Origin of the sequence: Sphingobacterium sp. (genome assembly GCF_039596235.1) — a bacterium.
Taxonomy (GTDB): Bacteria; Bacteroidota; Bacteroidia; order Sphingobacteriales; family Sphingobacteriaceae; genus Sphingobacterium.
Map to the genome: position 1 here is coordinate 212,348 of NZ_JBCNKE010000005.1, position 14,911 is coordinate 227,258.

10 protein-coding genes are annotated in these 14,911 nt (G+C 41.3%); 5 read left to right on the forward strand and 5 right to left on the reverse strand.

The annotated features are described in order from the left end of the window. Positions 1-73 precede the first annotated feature (73 nt). Both ABDW32_RS12815 and ABDW32_RS12820 read left to right on the forward strand, forming a co-directional pair. A complete protein-coding gene (locus ABDW32_RS12815) occupies positions 74-2,866 on the forward strand; it encodes an outer membrane beta-barrel protein (protein WP_343562959.1) in 2,793 nt (930 codons plus the stop codon). Between the two features lie 20 nt (positions 2,867-2,886). Beyond that, positions 2,887-3,657 (forward strand): GLPGLI family protein, encoded by a 771-nt coding sequence (locus tag ABDW32_RS12820; RefSeq protein WP_343562961.1) that lies wholly within the window; start codon positions 2,887-2,889, stop codon positions 3,655-3,657. 122 nt (positions 3,658-3,779) lie between these two features. On the opposite strand, the gene metG is transcribed toward ABDW32_RS12820, so the two are convergent. Beyond that, positions 3,780-5,849 carry a methionine--tRNA ligase gene (gene metG / locus ABDW32_RS12825; protein WP_343562963.1) on the reverse strand — a complete coding sequence of 690 codons (2,070 nt, stop codon included), beginning with the start codon at positions 5,847-5,849 and terminating at the stop codon, positions 3,780-3,782. Between the two features lie 222 nt (positions 5,850-6,071). On the opposite strand from metG, the gene ABDW32_RS12830 reads away from it, so the two are divergent. Beyond that, complete coding sequence (locus ABDW32_RS12830) at positions 6,072-6,974, forward strand: LD-carboxypeptidase (RefSeq protein ID WP_343562964.1); 903 nt, start codon at positions 6,072-6,074, stop codon at positions 6,972-6,974. A gap of 61 nt (positions 6,975-7,035) precedes the next feature. Here ABDW32_RS12830 and ABDW32_RS12835 read toward each other — a convergent pair whose 3' ends face one another. After that, on the reverse strand, positions 7,036-7,866 hold the full coding sequence (locus tag ABDW32_RS12835; protein WP_343562966.1) for a universal stress protein: 831 nt from the start codon (positions 7,864-7,866) through the stop codon (positions 7,036-7,038). 252 nt (positions 7,867-8,118) lie between these two features. On the opposite strand from ABDW32_RS12835, the gene ABDW32_RS12840 reads away from it, so the two are divergent. Then, positions 8,119-8,526, forward strand: a complete 408-nt coding sequence (locus tag ABDW32_RS12840) for a DoxX family protein (RefSeq protein WP_343562968.1) — start codon at positions 8,119-8,121, stop codon at positions 8,524-8,526. Positions 8,527-8,600: 74 nt separating this feature from the next. Here the strand turns inward: ABDW32_RS12840 and ABDW32_RS12845 are convergent, their stop codons facing one another. The 3 genes from ABDW32_RS12845 to ABDW32_RS12855 form a co-directional block, all read right to left on the reverse strand. Next, positions 8,601-9,431, reverse strand: coding sequence for a universal stress protein (locus tag ABDW32_RS12845; RefSeq protein WP_343562970.1), 831 nt, complete (start codon positions 9,429-9,431; stop codon positions 8,601-8,603). Positions 9,432-9,669: 238 nt separating this feature from the next. Beyond that, positions 9,670-11,790: a carboxy terminal-processing peptidase gene (locus tag ABDW32_RS12850; RefSeq protein WP_343562972.1), complete on the reverse strand. Its 2,121-nt coding sequence runs from the start codon at positions 11,788-11,790 to the stop codon at positions 9,670-9,672. Between the two features lie 304 nt (positions 11,791-12,094). Further along, positions 12,095-13,198, reverse strand: coding sequence for a tetratricopeptide repeat protein (locus ABDW32_RS12855; protein ID WP_343562974.1), 1,104 nt, complete (start codon positions 13,196-13,198; stop codon positions 12,095-12,097). Between the two features lie 337 nt (positions 13,199-13,535). Between ABDW32_RS12855 and ABDW32_RS12860 the strand changes: the two genes are divergently transcribed. Beyond that, on the forward strand, positions 13,536-14,816 hold the full coding sequence (locus ABDW32_RS12860) for a replication-associated recombination protein A (protein WP_343562976.1): 1,281 nt from the start codon (positions 13,536-13,538) through the stop codon (positions 14,814-14,816). Positions 14,817-14,911 lie beyond the last annotated feature (95 nt).

Below are 14,911 nucleotides of genomic sequence, written 5' to 3' on the forward strand. Positions count from 1 at the left end.
TTTAACATTATTTTACGAATTTTCCGTAGCAACATTAATATCTTTATTGCGACAATATATAAACGGATATTTTATGAAATTAGCCTATTCCTTAGTTCTGTTGCTTGTGCTTTCGGCCCTAAGTTCTATTTCCTATGCCCAGCATAGGCTTATAGGTACTGTCGTGGATGCCAAAGACCATGCTAAGCTCCATCAAGCGTCTGTTGCTTTGCTTAACCCAAAAGATTCTATTTTAATTAAGTTTGATCGAACAAAAGAAAATGGAACTTTCCAAATTGCCAATCTGGATACAGGTATGTATAAAATGGTGGTATCCTATCCGCAATATGCCGACCTCGTGAAGGATATCCGTGTTACAACCGAAGGGCTTGATCTCGGATCGATAGCATTGTCAAAGGCGGCATTGCTTTTGGAAGAGGTACAGGTGAACGGAAGAATTCCGGTTGTTATCAAAGGGGATACCATAGAATACGATGCCGGGAGCTTTAAGGTCGAGAAAGATGCCAAAGTTGAAGATTTGCTCAAAGTGCTTCCGGGTATAACCATCGACGGAACGGGAAAGATTACAGCGCAGGGGAAAGAAGTGAAAAAGGTGCTGCTTGATGGTGAGGAGTTTTTTGGGGACGATCCAACCCTGATCACCAAGAATATCCGGTCAGATATGGTGAGCAAGGTGCAGGTTTATGAGAAGAAGTCGGACCTGGCCGTGCGGACGGGCGTGGACGATGGCGAGCGCACACAGACCATTGATATCAAGCTGAAAGAAGATAAAAAGAAAGGAATGTTTGGTCAGGCCATTGCCGGTGCCGGGACGGATAGCTACTACGGCGGAAAAGCCATGCTCAATAAGTTTAAAGGTTCCCAAAAAATTGCCGCCTACGGTATTCTGGCCAATGATGGCATGGTAGGATTGGGCTTTGAAGATAGCCAGAAATATGGTGTGGGTGGAAGCAGCAGTATTCAGGTGATGGATGGCGGCGGTATCATGATCTCTTCCAGTGGTGACGACACTGATGGCGGATGGGATGGACAATACAGGGGCGGAGGTATACCTAAAGCGCTCAATATGGGGGTGAGTTATTCCGATAAATCCAAAAATGACAAGCATAAAATTAATGTCAATTACAAACGGAGCCAGATCAATGTGGATAATACCAGTACCTATAATGCACAGAATAACCTGCCTGAGCGGGCACAAATAGATAGTAACATTACCCGGACGGAGAATGAAAATCGAACAAATGTTGCCAATTTGAGGTATGATTCTAAATTGGATTCATTGGCTGATTTGACCGTTAATATGGGGTTTAATAAATCTAGCAGGGATAATAGCTCCGAAGCGGAAGCTTATCAGAAAACCCTGAATGGGGATCCGATTACAAGCACCAATTCACGGACTGATCGGGAGAGTGATCAGGATAAATTCAATGTGAATGCTATCCTAACGCGACGATTTAAAAAAGAACGTCGCTCCATCACATTCAATGTCAACGCCAATACGGACCGGAATCTTTCGAATACACGATATTTTTCGGAAAACTATTTTGAAAATAGCCGGCGTACTGACACAATCGATCAATTTAAAAAAGATGAATTCAGAAATAATAGCTATGGCGCTTCGGTAACCTTTACAGAACCCCTTTCTAAAAAAATTACAGGATCAGTCGGCTACGCCTTTTCCAGCAATAAATCAGAGACGCTCAATCAATCCTTCAATAGAGATTCGATCACAGGCGATTACACGGTATTAGATCAGCGTATATTAAATGATTTTAACTTTTCCAGCTTAAAAAATAATATCAATACTTCACTGAATTATAAGACCAATGCCTTGACAATCAATTTAAGCAATCAAACTGAGTTTGAGGCGGTAAAAAGAACGTATAATAATTTGAATACCGTATTGCAACGCGATCAGATCTCTTTAAGACCATCACTTTCGGTCAATTATAAAATCTCGAAAAGCAAGAGTTTATGGCTGAATTATAGCGGGCGGACGACTCAACCTTCATTGACGCAAATTGAGCCGCTCAAACAAAATGCCCAGCCCTTAGTGGAATATCTGGACAACCCGGATCTAAAGGCTGGATTTAACAACTATTATTCGATCAACTACAACTCATATAAGCAGCTCAAAGACCAAAGCTTCTATTTTTACGCTAGTGCCGATCAGGGGCGACGAAGCATCAATAATAGTATCCGTTACAATCTGGAGGACGGTACCAGACAAATTTCCTTCGTAAACATTGATAAAGACAATTGGCGTCTGTTTGCAAGTGGATCCTATGGCTTTATGTTGCAAAAAAAATGGGGATTAAGGATGAACATGGGTATGAATGCAAGCTATAATAGCCAATATAGCTACTTATCCTTATTGAATGAGGAACCCAAGCTTAACCGGAATCAAAGTTGGAACCTTAATCCTCAGATTGGCTTTAGTAGATATAAGGCCAATAAATTGGATTTTAATATCAATTTAAGTCCTGGTTTAGAAAAGATGGATTCCTATTTACAGCCCGAGCTGAATCAAACCACCTTTAAATTCGGGTCTTATTCACAAGTTACTTATTACTTGCCCAAAGACTTTAAAATTTCGCTATCCACGCAACAGAATTATCAGGCTGCAACAAAGACTTTGCAATCCATTAACATGATAAATATGAATGGCTATATCTCTAAAAAGTTCTTAAAGGACAAATCCTTGGAAGCGCAACTATTTGTCAACGATATATTAAATAAAAATATTGGAGTACGTCGCTATCAGGACGGTACTGCATTTATCCAGACAAGCAACGATGTATTGCGTCGTTACGGGATGTTAAAAGTGATCTATAATTTTACAACTATGAGAGGAGATGCCAAATGAATAAGCAAATACTAGTAATAATGTGGCTTTTATGCTTGTCCATCACGTTGGTGCAGGCACAGCACGCATACTTTCCGAGTAGTGGTACGGTGACTTTTGAACGGAAATTCCATGTGCAGAACTACCTGAAACGAAATTTTCTGAATAAACCCGATCTGGATACTTGGGACAAACTGAGTGTGGAAAATGCGGTAAAGAATGGGCCTGTTGAAATGGTCACACATCATACATTGAAGTTTTACGATACCGAGACTTTATTTGAAACCGTACAGGAAGATTATCCGGCGAATTATCGCAATGTTTCCTGGTATAATCCAGCAGTGACCGATTCAAAAACATATATGGATTTTAAGAATAAAGAATTCATCAAATTATTGCCTTTTGGCGACGAACAACTGCTAATGAAGGACTCGCTGCCTACAGTGAAATGGAAATATACAGATGAATATCGCAATATCGCCGGCTATGATTGCCGGCGTGCAAATGGTATCATACAGGATTCGATCTATGTTGTCGCATTTTTTGCGGGACAGATCCCAATATCAGGTGGCCCCGAATTAATCCATGGCCTGCCAGGGCTGATCCTTGGCATTTCTGTTCCCGTTTTGAATATCAATATGTTTGCAACGAAGGTAGAGCTCACAAATACGCCTGTGTCCAGTGTACTTACCAAAAAGAAAAAAGTTGTCGCCGAATCTAAGGCGGAGATTATAAAAAAGCTAAAAGATACCGTCTATGACTGGATGGACGAAAAAGATTTTAAAAAGCGGCTTCAAAGCGTCTTATTCTAACGCTTTTCCCTGGCTATATGTCGCTAAAATTACCCCAAAAGGAAATATCGCTACGGAAAACCCATGGAAACAAAAATGCCTGTCCAAAAGACAGGCATTTTTTTATGATCGTTTTTGCGTCATTAGCGTACTGTACTGCCCACTTTGATCGCAGTATCGGGTTTGACAAAATCCAGTCGGCCATCTGCATCTTCAGCCATTAGGATCATACCCTGTGAAGTAATGCCTTTGATTTCACGCGGCTCCAGGTTGACTAATATGGAGACTTGGCGCCCAACGATTTCTTCGGGACTAAAAAATTCGGCAATACCAGATACGACGGTACGTTTGTCGATACCGGTATCTATGGTTAATTTCAGCAATTTCTTTGTTTTCGCTACTTTCTCGGCTTCTAAAATTGTTCCTACGCGGATATCCATTTTGACAAAATCGTCAAAACTGATGTTTTCTTTTGCGGGAGCAACTTGTGCATTGTCGGCGCGGTTTTTTAGTTTCGCTTCGGCAAGTTTGTTCAATTGGAATTCCACTTGCTCGTCGGTTATCTTGTCAAATAATAATTGGACTTCACCCAATTGATGACCATCTTCAATTAAGCTTTCATTACCTGCATCATTCCAGTTCCCTTGTGGGAAGTTGAGCATTTCAAATAATTTGATCGCTGTTTTTGGTAAGAATGGTTGCGCCAGTACAGCAAGGTTGGCAACAATCTGAGCTGCTACATTTAGGATCGTTTTGACGCGTTCCTCATCTGTTTTGATTACTTTCCAAGGCTCCTCGTCTGCCAGGTACTTGTTTCCAAGACGGGCCACATTCATAAACTCAGACAGCGCTTCACGGAAACGGAATTGTTCCAGCGATGATTTGATCGATGCCGGATAGGATTTTAACTCATCCAATACCGATTGATCCACTGCTGTCAATGGGGATCCACTCAATACTTTGCCTCCAAAATATTTATGGGATAGTACCATCACGCGATTGACAAAGTTGCCAAAGATAGCTACCAGCTCGTTGTTGATACGCGCCTGGAAATCCTTCCAGGTAAATTCAGCATCTGAGGTCTCCGGTAAGATCGAAGTCAGCACATAGCGTAGTTCATCCTGTTTATTTGGAAATTCCTGTAAATATTCATGCAGCCAAACGGCATGATTTCTGGATGTTGAAAGTTTATCGCCTTCCAGGTTAAGGAATTCATTTGCAGGGATGTTTTCCGGTAGGATATAGTCCCCATGCGCATGAAGAATCGCTGGGAATATAATGCAGTGAAATACAATATTGTCTTTTCCGATAAAATGGATCAATGTTGCATCATCGGCTGGGTTTTCATGGGTTTTCCAATAGTCTTCCCAATTTTTCCCCTGATCGATTGCCCACTGTTTTGTAGCGGAGATATAACCTATCGGTGCATCTAGCCATACATAGAGTTTCTTTCCTTGTGCTTCTTCCAAAGGTACGTCCACTCCCCAATCCAGATCCCGCGTCATAGAACGCGGCTGCAGACCTGATTTGAGCCAAGATTGACATTGGCCAAAAACGTTGGATTTAAGAATATTTTTCTTGCCCTCGATCAACCATGTTTCCAACCAGGGCTGGTATTTATCCAATGGCAGGTACCAATGTTTTGTTTCTTTTAATACCGGAGTTTTTCCACTTAATGTGGAAATGGGATTGATCAGATCTGTTGGACTGAGCGAAGTACCACATTTTTCACATTGATCGCCATAGGCACCTTCGGATTTACAGTTTGGACAGGTACCCGTAATATAACGGTCTGCTAAAAACTGATGGTATTCTTCATCGTAATACTGCTCCGAAAATTTCTCAACAAATTCACCTTTATTGTAGAGGTTCAGGAAAAAATCCTGTGACAGTTGATGATGGATCGGTTCGGAGGTACGGTGGTAGATATCGAAAGAAATACCAAACTCCTCAAAGCTCTCCTTGATTTGTTTGTTGTACTTATCAATAATCTGTTGTGGTGTAATCCCCTCTTTTTTTGCGCGGATAGTAATGGCTGCACCATGTTCATCCGAACCGCAGACATAGACCACATCTTTTTGGTTTAAACGCAAATAGCGAACAAAAATATCACCGGGAATATAAGCTCCGGCAAGGTGTCCAATATGTAAAGGACCATTGGCATAGGGTAATGCCGAAGTAATTGTATAACGTTTTTTATCTAGAATACTCAATGCTTGAAAGTATATTAAAGTTTTTACTTGTTTCTTTCACAAAGATAATTCAATTTGCGGTATAATACTAAGATAAATTTGTTCTCTGCACATCTCTTGAAAATTTTTATTAGCGGATGCCTTGAGGTCTGGGAACAAATACTTTTGGTAAAAATAAAGTATATTGGCTTATGCTAGCTGCATAGGCATACAGCATCAAATGATTTATAGAAACAAAAACATATGTCTAAAATACCTGATTTTCTTAAAGAAGGCGACAAAGTCGCTATCGTTTGTCCGGCCAGTTTTATCCGGGGCAATATTGATATGGGGATTGAAACATTGAAGAGCTGGGGACTGGAGGTTGTGGTAGGGCAGACAGTAGGGGCATCGTATCACCAATTTGCCGGCGATGACCAATTGCGTGCGGCGGATCTCCAATGGGCCTTGGATGATCCATCCATTAAAGCTGTATTTGCAGCCCGGGGCGGCTATGGTTGCGTTCGGATTGTTGATGAGATCGATTTTACCAGATTCGAGCAGCATCCGAAGTGGTTGGTTGGTTTTAGCGATATTACGGTATTGCATAGCCATATCCAACGTAACTATAAGATCGCGACAATACACGGGCAGATGCCCAAATCTTTTGAATCGGGTACGAAGGCTTCCTTAGAAACACTAAAAAATGCACTGTTTGGTGAATCCACGGATTTTACCTACGAACAGTCTGTATTCCCAAATCGCCCCGGGGAGGCTGAGGGAAAGCTGATCGGCGGTAATTTAGCGATTTTATTATCCGTCTTGGCTTCCGATTCAGATGTCAAGTATGCAAATAAAATTCTTTTTATCGAAGATGTGGGAGAGGCTTATTATTCGGTGGACCGGATGCTTTGGGCATTAAAACGTGCTGGTAAATTTAAAAAACTGAAAGGCCTTATTGTGGGTGGGTTTTCATCCATGAAAGACAACGATCCGGCCTTTGGGCAGACCGTGGAAGAGATCGTCTGGGATAAAGTCAAAGAATACGACTTTCCTGTTGCCTTTGGTTATCCGGCAGGGCATATCGATGATAACCATGCGCTAGTATTGGGCCGAAAAGTAAAATTAATAACGAGCGCCAATAAAACTGAGCTTATCTACCTATAGCGATATCGACAATCAAATGGTTTTGTCCGGGATGATAGGTTTGATTGTCGATATTTTTATATTATCCTGAATGTACAGGAATAACCATCATGGCAGCCTGGCTTTTCCAGGCCATTTTCTGTGCGATACTGGTATTGAAAATCCGGCTGAGTAATCCTTTGTCGCGATGAAATGTAACCATCATATCAATGTGGTTTTCATTAATATATTGGTTGATGCCGATGGCAATATCCGAATGTAAGATATAGCTGTATATCGGATGGTAGGGAGCCAATAGCTCATTCATCAGGTTAATCTCCGTACGGAGGGCTTTGCTTGCGGGGTCTTCCTTGGTAACGTGAACGACATAGACCTCACTTTTACGGAGTACTTCTGCGGCATTGATCAGAAGGCGGTCTAACTTGAGTTTAACTTCTTTGAGGTTGGTTGCAATCAGCATCTTCTTGGGGATTCTGAATTCGGCCTTGGCTGGTACCACCAACAATGGCGTGTGACAATTCTCAATTAATTTGAGCGTGTTGCTCCCCAGAAGAAGCTTCTTAAAGCCACTTTTTCCCGCAGTTCCCACAACGACAATATCGATATCTTCTTCCGCACAGGTGCGGTTGACGCCATAGCTCAATTCATATTCCTCCAGCACCACTTTCCATGCTATTCCCTGCGGAAAGAGTTGCATAAGATCTTCCTGCCATACGTTGAGGTCTTTTTGTTTGTCTTCCAATATATCCGAATTACTGATAACAACTGGTTCTGTCCCTACTGTCGGTATAACCTCATAAGTATGGTACAATACAACCTTTTCTATATCCCAAAGTGGTGCTAATTTGGCCGCATATTGCGCTGCAGCATAAGCATTGTCCGAGAAATCTGTTAACAAGAGAAGATTTTTCATAATATTTTTATAATCGGGTCTATGAGATTTAAATTACGTATTTAGTAGCATAAATACAATATTTTTATCGCGTGTCCCGATTTTCTTTAGAATTGTTTTCTGATTTCTTCCTTCTTTCCTACGTCCAAATTAATTTGTGTTAGGGAATTTCTTAATCTATATCAAGGAAAGATCAGGCATTTTGGGCTATTTTCAGTATTTTAGAAACAGCGATCAGCAAGTAATATTTTAATACATTATAATTTTCTATTTATGGCAATTTGGAATTCATTGGGAAAATATAGAGATACGGGTTTATTGATCCTTCGTATCGGATTAGGTGTCATGATGATTATGCACGGTCTGCCAAAGCTACAAGGCGGGCCTGAGCTATGGGCTGGGGTCGGAAAGGCCATGGGGAATATAGGCATTCACTTTATTCCGACATTTTGGGGCTTTATGGCAGCGGCAACAGAGACTATAGGCGGTCTTTTCCTCCTATTGGGCCTTTTCTTTAGGCCTTCGGCTTTATTACTCGCATTTACGATGGTCGTCGCCGGATTGATGCATCTTTCCAAGGGCGATGGTGTCAGTGGCGCATCGCACGCCATTGAATTGTTCTTCGTTTTTTTGGGGCTCGTCTTTATCGGTCCGGGGAAACATTCTGTAGACAAGAAGTAAATCCCGGCACGTCGAAACTTAAAACAGGGGACCCTCCGATGTAAAATTTTATATCGGAGGGCCCCCTGTTCTATTTATGATTTATCCATTGGAATCACCAATAGGTTTGCAGCACCATTCCAGGCGATTTTTTTGGAGATACTTGTTTTAAACAAACTCGCCAATAATCCTTGTTTCTTGTGAAAGGACAGGATCAGGTCGATCTGTTTCTCCTTTGCATAGGCCGCTATCCCTGTTGTAATATCGTCGTGACTGATGTAATCATAGATTGGCTTGTACTTGTCCAGCCGTTCATGTAAATGTTTTAATTCCTGTGCCAGATCTGCTGCAGAGCCTTCTCTCTTGGCAACGTTCAAAACGTATAACTGCGCTGAAAATGTGTCTAGCACCTGATCTAGATTAAACAAGGCCAATTTTCTGTCTACCTCCTTGAGGTCAGTCGTTGCCAGCACATGTTTGGGAACTGCTGGATTCACCTTATGGGAAACAATCAACATCGGTTTATTGCAGATATCCATTAAGGTAATGGCATTGCTGCCTACCAGGATCTTGGCAAAACCTGTCTGTCCCGTGATTCCCAGCGCGACAAGATCGATAGCCTCGGATTCACACAGCTCATTTACCCCTATCGGAAGATCGACATCCTCCATTTTGTGGGCTAGTGTTACCTGTGGCGGAAAGAGCGGAGCAATCTGTTCCAGCCAGCCATTTAATTCTTTCTCTTTGGCCTCTTTTACTTCATCATTAACCACCACGATGGGCTCATTGTTTACAATTGTTACACTGTTATACGTATGGTAAACAATGACTTGTTCAGTTTTCCAGGCCTCAGCACATAGCGCAACTTGCTTGGCTGCTAAAAGTGCATTTTCTGAAAAGTCGGTTAGGAGCAGGATACGTTTCATTTTGCTATTGTTTTAAAGGTGCAATCCATCATTATCCAGGCATTAAAACTATTTTTATTGACAGGACAATGTCATGCGCAGTCCTAACTTTAATGCCTTTACATATAGAACAATTAATATGACGATAAGTTACGAAGAAAAGGTGAAATTGATCCTAAAGGTTTGCTAATGTGATGAGTATCATAAAAAAAGGCAACCGTTGTTACGATTGCCTTTCTTAACGGAGTCTTAGCCGCTGTTATTTTTTGTTTGCAAAATTGATAATATAATCTGTCATTACTTTTGCACTTTCATCTTTTACGAAGTCAAGGTCCATTTTTGGTTGCGGTTTTCCATCCTCCCATGCAGGTTTACCTTGCAATTTCAATAAAGCATTGATGCGGTCTTTATTTTTCTTGAGATTGTCATCTTTTTCTTTCTTGAATTTGTTGAATTCCAATGAAATTTTGACATCCTCATCTTTTTGAGCCTCTTCAATATCTTCTTTCAAATATTTGTATTCAAGCGAGTTTTTAATACGTGCTTCATGCAAAGTTTCCAACTTCTTGTCCACGCCATTCATATCGGCTACCTTTTTGAAGTTACTGGATTGAATCTGATCCCAAGGAAGCGCTGATTTTTCTGAGCTTTCACCAAATTTCTCGGCAGAGAATTGGGACGGGAATGTAATGTCAGGAGTCACCCCTTTGTGCTGTGTACTGCTGCCATTGACGCGGTAAAATTTACCTAATGTGATGTTGATCTGTCCATATTGCGGTGCTCCTTCTGGGGTATCAGGATCCTTCTCGCCCGAAGCTTTCAGCAACAGACGGCTTGTTGGGCTAATAACCCGTGACATGTCGATTGCCGATTGAACAGTTCCCTTACCATAACTCTGTGAGCCCAGGATCACGCCTCTGCCATAGTCCTGAATTGCTCCCGCAAAAATTTCAGAAGCGGAGGCCGAGAAACGGTTGATCATGACGCCTAAAGGTCCATCCCATGCTACACCTGCAGTTTTGTCTTCTTCGACATCAATATTGTTTTTGGTATCCCTTACTTGTACAACCGGTCCCTTGTCAATAAATAGCCCGGTAAGATCAATCGCTTCAGGAAGTGAGCCACCACCGTTGAAACGTAAGTCGATCAGTACTGCATCTACTTTCGCTTGTTTAAGGGTGTCTAAGATCAATCTTACATCCCGTGTTGTGCTTTTATAGTTCGGATCGCGTCTTCTGTAAGCCTCAAAATCCATGTAAAATTTAGGAATATTGATTACCCCAACTTTATACATTTTTCCGTCAGCTCCTTTGATATTCAGGATCTCTTTTTTTGCAGATTCTTCCTCCACAACGATTTTTTCACGCACCAAGGAAACAATGCGTGGATGTGAGTTCATCGGTTGTCCTGCTGGAATAATTTTAAGCCGGACGATTGTTCCCTTAGGACCTTTTATTTTGGCTACTGCAGCGTCTAACCTCCAGCCGATGATATCTTCAAATTCACCGTCTTTACCTTGTGCCACAGCAATGATCTTGTCGTTCACCTGAATGGTCTTATCTTTAAAGATAGGTCCTCCGGGAATAATCTCATTGATACTTACGGCCTCGTTGTCAATGGTCAGTCTGGCACCAATACCTTCAAAAGTATTGGCCATACCCTCATTAAAAGCCTGGGCATAAGATGGATTGAAATAAGAAGTATGTGGATCTACAGCATCTGTGAGTGCCTGCATAATAATCTGAAAGGCATCATTTGCGTTGTATTTTTTTGTCTGTGAAATTAGGTTCACATAACGTTTCTTCAGTGTCTCCACCTGTTTGGTTTTGGCACTGTCTGTCGATTTTCCACTGGCAGTTTCCAGGTTCAACAGATCATATTTTACCCTTTTACGCCATTGATCGTTTGCCTCGGCGTCTGTTTTAAACCATCCTAATTTTTCACGGTTAGGCTGATAAATCTCGTCTCTGGTAAAATCGTGCTTTTTGTCGATTTCGGAAAGTGCGTATTGCATTCTTTCCAAATACCTCTTTTTATAGACATTAAAGATCTGGAAGGCGGAAGAAAGATCTCCTCCTTTGATATCTTGGGCGAGGTTATTCTTGTAAGCCTGAAATGCATCAATATCCGATTGCAGCAGATAATTCTTGCTCTGGTCCAAACCTTTGATTAGATTATCATAGATAATACCAGATATCGAATCATTCATTTTGACCTTTTTGTAGCTTGCATTTTCCAATAATCCGATCACTTCTTTCGCGATGATCTGATGCTGGGTGCTCGGTTTGAGCCCACCATCATCTGGAAGTGCTACCCGCGGTTTTGAACCACAGGAGACAATAGATACCACAAAAAGTGCAAATATGAGTTTCCTAAACATATTTTCGACAGTTTTAATAATCATTTTATAAACTAAGATAAATTCTCGACTATATACAATTTTAATTAAGCTGAATATAGAACAGATTTATCGTTCTCTTTTTTGCTACCAGTAAATTTTTATTAAAGGAAATAAAAATACTCAGCTCTCATTGATAAGCGTGCTAAATTTAGTGAAATTCATAGCACATTAGCATAGATTCTAAAAATTTATTTGATTTATCCTTTAATATTTACAAAAAGCTTAAAATACGATTTATTTTTTACTTTCGATTTTTCAGTTGATATGATCTGATGAAAATCGATTAATTGTATAATTCATTTTTCAGTTGCGTATAAGCCTTGTAGGTCTGGTCAGCCGAAGGATAGTCCTTGAGGGCAAGATATACTTCGCCCAATTTGTCCAATATAGCCAGTGACAACTGTTTATTGTTCTCATTGGAGGCCAGTTCTGCTGCCTGAATAAATTCTTTGACCGCCACTTTGTAATTACCATCCTTCTGTTTGGAAGCGGCGAGTAAATATTCGATTTCTGCCAGTTCTCCACTCAGATTTTTTGAATTTGCCAGATCACGTGCCTGGAGCAGAAACCACTGCGCTTCAGTGTATTTGTTTTGCTTAAAATAGATCTCTGCGAGCATCTCCCAGGCGAATATTTTACCCTCATAGGCCTTTGCTTTATTAAATAAAGGGATGGCGCTTCGGATAATATTATTTTCCGCAGCCTTAAAGTTTCCCTGCCCCGCGCGCGCCATCGCAACCAATAACCAGGCATTGGCCTGTTCAAGATAACTTTTGCTGACCGTGGCATAGGTATGGTACTTTTGCGCATTTTCTTCAGCCTTGCTGAAATCTCCATGATATAGCTGAAAATTGCTTAAGTTCAGATTGATCGTTGCAATATCATCCTTATTGTCGGTACGATTCGCCAATGACAGGGCTTCATATAAAAATTTGGACGCGCTGCTACTATCGTTATTCTTGATTGAAAATAGCGCAGCTTCGTTGGCCAGGGCATAGCCTGCAATCCAGTTCTCTGCTTTTTTCTGATTGTCAATGGCCGTATTCCATGCACTGGTATTGGCAGGAACAGGGTTCATCAAATACTGAAAATGCCCCATGTTATTGGTACTTTTCAGTTGTAGCAATAAGCGTTGGAATAGCAATTGTCTTGCGATTTCTTTACTAAAGCCTTTTTTATCGGTATAATTATCTTCGATAATTTCGTTTTCAGTTTTTGGAGGAGGTAAGAAATACACCTCCGGTCCTATACCTTTAAATGAAGTATCATATTTTTTTATCGCCCCAGTATAATCCTTTGGACTTTGCTGTGCTGCTACTTTCCCGCTTATTCCAACGGTTAATAGGAGGGTAGTCAGAAGTAAGGCCCGGTATTTCGTTATCCTCATAAATGATTACGTGTCAATTAACGTCTCATACAAACTTAGCTAAATTGCCTGCCAAAAGCAATTGATCGATATCTGCTCTGTCACAAGCATTTTGAACATATCAGAACAAATATGAAGAAAAATTATGTGAAAAAATGTTAAAATCTTATCGAGTATGGTGTAGTTCGTTTCGAATGGATAGACTTTGGTCATACAAGCTTGTGACTTATGAGCTTCTTTTTAGCATGAGTAGTGTGCCATTAGCGTGGCGGCTAGCGTTGAACAAACAGTTCAGATGGATCAATTAGGTGAACTAAAAAATTTAGTTATTGTGCTGTTTAATTTTTAAATTTGTGCTATGGCAACACGTATTCCACTTGCAGAACGGCTACGTCCACATCAATTGAGCGATTATGTGGGGCAGCAGCATATTGTCGGTCCCGATGCCGTCCTCTATCATGCAATCCAGCAAAAGAATATTCCTTCGATGATCCTATGGGGGCCTCCGGGGGTTGGAAAAACAAGTCTGGCGCTGTTGATTGCGAAAGAGCTCGATAGACCTTTCTTTTCCCTGAGTGCCATTCAGGCCGGGGTAAAAGATATCCGTGAAGTCATTGATAAAGCTGAGCGCTTGATGAATTTCAATCAGGATCAGCCTATTCTATTTATTGATGAGATCCACCGTTTTTCCAAATCCCAACAGGATTCGCTACTGGGAGCAGTTGAGCGCGGTTTGGTTACCCTGATTGGCGCGACTACTGAAAACCCTTCGTTTGAGGTTATATCGGCCTTGCTATCCCGTTGTCAGGTCTATGTGCTGGAACATCTGTCCGAAGCGGACCTGATCGGTCTGGTCCAAAAGGCGCTGCATGAGGATGAATATCTGCAAAAGCATGACATTGTCGTTGAAGAGTATGAAGCGCTATTGCGCCTGTCCGGAGGTGATGCACGTAAACTATTGAATGTACTTGAACTTGTTGTCAACGCTGCACTTCTTCACAAGGAGCCGATAACCAATGCCTTTGTCCTGCGTCAGGTACAACAGAATATGGCGATCTATGACAAAGCTGGAGAGCAACATTATGATATCATTTCAGCCTTTATTAAATCTATCCGGGGATCTGATCCTAATGCAGCGGTATACTGGCTTGCGCGGATGATTGAAGGTGGCGAAGATCCCTCATTTATCGCCCGTAGATTATTGATTTTAGCTTCAGAAGATATTGGTAATGCCAACCCCAATGCACTCCTGCTGGCCAATAACTGTTTCCAGGCCGTGAATGTTATCGGCTGGCCCGAATCGCGTATTATTCTTTCACAGACCGTTATTTATCTTGCGACTTCAGTAAAGAGCAATGCATCCTATGAAGCCATCAATAAAGCCCAGGCGCTCGTAAAACAGACCGGCGATCTATCCGTTCCCCTACACATCCGTAATGCTCCTACCAAACTGATGAAAGAGCTCAATTATGGGGCTGAATATAAGTATGCACATGCCTATCCCGGCAATTTTGTGTTGCAGGAATTTCTGCCCAAAGAGGTTAGCGGCGCAAAACTATACGAGCCAGGACAAAATCCACAGGAGGAAAAGATCCGACAGAGCCTGCGGGACAAGTGGAAGGAGAAATACAGATATTAGTATTTAGATCTTAGTAGCCGCCGAAAAACTACAATTCTTTGATATCAAGCGTAATTATATTGCATATAAAAAGCAATTTATCTATGTTTGTTTTA